A 4,618-nucleotide genomic window follows, 5' to 3' on the forward strand; every position below is an offset into this window, starting at 1 on the left:
TGAACTTCGTTCCACAACATGAACCGCCGTATACCGAACGGTACGTACGGTGGTGTGAGAGGACGGGAGTTAATCACTCCCTCCTACTCGATTTTCACAAAACTAAAAAATTAGTGTAGTACCGGTTACTTTTGTAGGTGTTAATTTAAGTTTTATGAAAAATATATCTAATTCTACATAATCTTCATATGGTGTTATTGACTGAACAACATCACGAAGTACAGATTTTTTTTCTTCAAAAGTCATAATTGGCCAAGCAGTTTTAAGTGCTGTTAATTGTTCCTGTAGTAAATCAAGGTTTGCAACTTGAGTAGTATAAATATCATTAACTTGTTGTGCTTCCTCAAGGTAAGATACTAATTGTTTTTCTTCTTCCAAGTATTCTTTATTCATTCTTAAAAATTGCTCACGAGAAATAATCTTTTCTTCATAATAATCCTGAAATAATTCTTTCATAGCAGCACGGATTTTCCGCAGACGTTTTTCTTTATTTATTCTTTCAGTATCAGGTTGTTTTTTTTCTAATGACTGTACAATTTGTTTTAAAGTATTTCTAGCTTCGTCAAAAACTTTGCCAGATTCAGATAAAGAATGTAAATTACTTACTACAGCATTTTCCAGACTTTCAGCATCTAATATCTTGCATCGGCATTCATGTACACCTATATTGATGCGAGTGTAGCACATGTAACGGCGTACACGTTTTTTTCCGTTGTACCTAGCTTGTAAGTTTCTGCTGCAATAGGGGCATTTTATTAATCCGGAAAGAAGGTGTCGACTATCCCTAGTTCGGGGTGCTAATTCACTATTTTTACTAAGAAGATATTGTACGCGGTCGAAAAGCTCCTGTGAAACCACTGGAGCATGTTTGCCGTCGATAACTTCACCAGCGTATTCTATTTTACCTACATAAATAGGGTTCCTAAGTATATAGCGAATGGTAGAAGGAGCCCACCATTTGCCTCCTGACGGTGATAAAACACCTTTTCGATGTAATATATTGCGGATACGATTTGCTCCTGGATTTTTGGCGTATTCTTCAAACATTAAAACAACCCATTTAGCGTTTTCGTTAGCTACCAGTTGCTTGTTTTTTTCATCCCAGTCCATACCATATGCTTTTTGCCCTCCATTCCACGATCCACGCCTAGCGTTTTGTATCATATTATCCTTGACGCGTTCACTAATCATTTCAGATTCAAATTGTGCAAAATCAATGAGTATATTTCTTAACAAGCGACCGGTAGGAGAGCTGGTATCAATGTTTTGACTAATAGAAACAAGGGATGTCCCGTGACTTTCAAGTATCTCCATATAGTGATGGAAGTCCCGTACGTTCCTAGCAAACCTATCTAAACGATACACCAGTACCACATCATATTTATTAGCTTTAACATCATCAATTAGCTGGTTAAATCCGATACGTTTGTCAACTGTACGTCCAGATATATCTAAATCTTCATAAACCTTAACTATGTCTATACCAAGCAACTTTGCTTGAAGTTGGGCTTTTTCCATTTGTGTTTCTGGACTAACACCATCATCTCGGAGGTTAGATACTCTAATATACACTGCTCCACGTTTCATTTTTTCACCCCAAACAATTTAAAATCATCTTTCAAAAATATTGATTTTCAAATAAAAAAAGAGTACAATACAAACCAAATAATAAATATGTGTTAGGAAATTGGTGGAGCGGCATGCGTGCCGTAAGGGATGCGTCCCGATGCCACCAATTTTTATTTTATTGTGGGAAAATCTGTTTTATTTGGTATTAACACAATTCCTCTACCAAACGCGCCGTTTTCTCCGTCTCTAAATTTATGTTTTATTTCATTGAACTTAGAAATGATGTGTGGATTTTGGTTTGTTGCCCAGTTTCGTATAGCAAAGGCTATCCAATCCGATATCTGTAAGCCGGGATTATGTAGTGATGAGCCAAATACAACATTGTTTATTATGTTTTCTGCTTTAGTAAAAGTTACAGGTTTCATCACCAATTACAATACATTGTCCATCTATTCCATTATCTTCCATGAGATATTGTGTTCTTTGCAACAGGTGTTCAAAGGCTTTACTAATCATAACTCGGCTACAAAGCGGATGCCTATAGTTGTTTTTACTAATAATCTGTGTTTGATAATTTATCCCTATTATTGTAATTGTATAGTTCACAAACTGTATATTTACATTTACAACTGCTGCATTTTTTTCGAGAAATATATTTTGGCTTTTTTGGGGGAGTGTTACTTTTTATCAAATATTGCATGTATTTTACTGTCTTTAATAATTTTTCTTTTAATTCAGGTGTGTTTTCTATTTGAAATTGACAATTTTTATATTTAATTAATCCAACATGGCATGGACCAAAATGTTCCTCAGTTAATATAAAATAACAAGCTAACTGCATTTTATCGTTAAAGTATGGTTTTCCAGTTTCGTTCTTTTCTTTATTTTTTAACTCTATTACGTAGTAAGTACCATCATTTAACTTTTGTATATTGTCCGGTTTACCGCAAATACGATTCTTAAAGCTGCTTAAGTTTCCTTCATAAGATGATGAATTGTTATCAACATAAGCAACTTCACCCTCAAACGAAGGTAAGAATTTAGGTTCTTGCTCTTCAATAAAGGGTTTGTGTACTATGTATAATAAAATTCCGCATATTATAAGTAACATAGCCAAATGAATTGGCAATGTTACTAAAGAAATAACACCTAAAAAGGCAATAATAATTTTTAACGGATTTGAATTTTTATTAGTATATATTTTTTGTTGGAATTCTCGATGGTATTCAATTCCTTTTTTAAGTCTGTTGTAACTTTTTTTAGGGATATTTTTGCAATGCTTCAAATTTTCTTTTGACATTTGACTTAATTTTTCTTTACCATATTTCATATTATAGTACCATTTAAGAGGGCAGTAAAAAAATTCATTTATTTCCGAGGCATTGATAAGTTTCTTACCCAATAATAATCACGTCCTTTCATATGATCAAGTATATGTGAAAGGGATGAATTAACACCTATATATTTCCAGTTCCTTTGAATCAAGTGAACGCCGCAGTTTTATAAACTCCTTTGTCACCCTAAAATATTTGGCCAATTCTTTATCTGATAGACTTGACCCCTGCACCACCTCCTTAAATTCCTCATATGGAACCAAAAAATTCACTGCCCATATCCGAGCCTTGTATTCATCTATCAGTATTTGTACACGTTTTCTTATAGACTGGTTGTCCACCAGCAGATTAGATTCTGCTTTTGTGAAATGGTGGCCGATTTCTTCTGCTAAAACGCACCGGTGAAGCACCGGATCAGACAGCAGGCGAGTATTGAGTATTATATAGGCTTGTCCATCTTCTTTTTCTTACATTTTTTCTTACATATAAGCCGTTTTGCTTCGGGTTCTGAAACCGGTAATAGTAAATGGGTATCTGGTGTTTTTCAGCAATTAATTTTAACTTTTCAAATTTAGTGTCCATACACGGTAGTCAAAACAAAAAAGGACTGACATTTCAACGCTGTCAGTCCCCAAGATGTTAATTATTTTTTTTTCCTTTCCTGTTTTCGGCAAATTCTATCGCTTTTTTAATGTCTTCTATATCTTCAGGAGATGGATCTTGAATTAAACTATCCCCCTGATAGCTGGCGGCAATGGTTATGCCGGCGCTGCTGTTTTCTTTAGTAGCGGCCTGCTCATCGTCATCGTCTGAAATTTTTTCTTTTAAAAACTCAAGAATTTGAATTCTTTCTTCCAGGGTGAGCGGCCGGCCGCCGACCGTTAAATTTATGTCCTCTTTATCCAGCAGATCAAGTATTTCAACATAATTTTTTTTATTATTGGTACTTTTAATATTGTTTTTACAAAACTCATCGGCCACATTTTCAACGGCAGATAAAATGCTTTTTATAGCCTGCTGCTGTGAAGGCCGCAAGTTTTTGGTTTTGTCGAGAAGGTTATTTAGGCTGCCGGAAACAGGGTTGGGTTTATATTCCGGGGTGAAAAAATCAGTACGTCCTAAAAGGTAGTCAACACTGGTTCCAAAAAAATTAGCTAGCTTTTCAAGAGCGCTTCTTTCGGGCAAGCGCCCAGCTTCCCAAGCAGCCACGGTGCCTCGTTTTACACCTATCTTACCTGCTAATTCTTTTTGATACAGCCCGTACTCTTCTCGAAGTTTTTTAAGTCTTTGAGCAAAAACGTTCATATATAAACCTCTTCTGTAAACTTTATTAATATTTATTTTACACAAATAAGTTGCAACCAGCAACAAGGAAAGTGTATATGTTGCACACAGTAAGCGAAATTTTTTAAAAAGCATTGACGTGTTGCAATAAACAACATATAATATTTTTAGTGGATGTTGCAATAAACAACACGCAGGGGTGATATTACTTTGAAACGTACTTTAATTAAGAACAAAAGAATAAATCTAAATTTATCACATGGTGAGGCAGCTAAAGCTATTGGTATATCAAGATCGTTTTATACACAGATAGAAAATGGTACTAGAGACCCTTCTTTGTTTATGGCAGAATAAAAATGTAAGGTTTGGCAGCCAATTTATGTAGGTCAATTACTAGAACAAGAAAGTAAAAACCACTTGTCAACATCCCC

At 34.9% G+C, this 4,618-nt stretch carries 5 protein-coding genes; 1 reads left to right on the top strand and 4 read right to left on the bottom strand.

What is annotated here, in order from left to right; genetic code table 11:
- Positions 1 to 102: 102 nt before the first annotated feature.
- The 4 genes from JOC37_RS12985 to JOC37_RS13005 form a co-directional block, all read right to left on the bottom strand.
- On the bottom strand, positions 103 to 1,587 hold the full coding sequence (locus JOC37_RS12985) for a recombinase family protein (RefSeq protein WP_204619567.1): 1,485 nt from the start codon (positions 1,585 to 1,587) through the stop codon (positions 103 to 105).
- A 535-nt stretch (positions 1,588 to 2,122) separates the two neighbouring features.
- Positions 2,123 to 2,971 (bottom strand): CRISPR-associated protein Cas4, encoded by an 849-nt coding sequence (locus JOC37_RS12995; protein ID WP_204619569.1) that lies wholly within the window; start codon positions 2,969 to 2,971, stop codon positions 2,123 to 2,125.
- Positions 2,972 to 3,019: 48 nt separating this feature from the next.
- Entirely contained in the window at positions 3,020 to 3,346 is a 327-nt protein-coding gene (locus tag JOC37_RS13000) for an ImmA/IrrE family metallo-endopeptidase (protein ID WP_204619571.1), read from the bottom strand.
- 196 nt (positions 3,347 to 3,542) lie between these two features.
- Positions 3,543 to 4,208 carry a helix-turn-helix domain-containing protein gene (locus JOC37_RS13005; RefSeq protein WP_204619570.1) on the bottom strand — a complete coding sequence of 222 codons (666 nt, stop codon included), beginning with the start codon at positions 4,206 to 4,208 and terminating at the stop codon, positions 3,543 to 3,545.
- A 189-nt stretch (positions 4,209 to 4,397) separates the two neighbouring features.
- Here JOC37_RS13005 and JOC37_RS13010 point away from each other — a divergent pair, with 189 nt between their 5' ends.
- A complete protein-coding gene (locus JOC37_RS13010; RefSeq protein ID WP_207755019.1) occupies positions 4,398 to 4,541 on the top strand; it encodes a helix-turn-helix domain-containing protein in 144 nt (47 codons plus the stop codon).
- The last annotated feature ends 77 nt before the right edge of the window (positions 4,542 to 4,618 follow it).

This window comes from Desulforadius tongensis, assembly GCF_016907915.1.
In the GTDB taxonomy this organism is placed as follows: domain Bacteria; phylum Bacillota; class Desulfotomaculia; order Desulfotomaculales; family Desulfohalotomaculaceae; genus Desulforadius; species Desulforadius tongensis.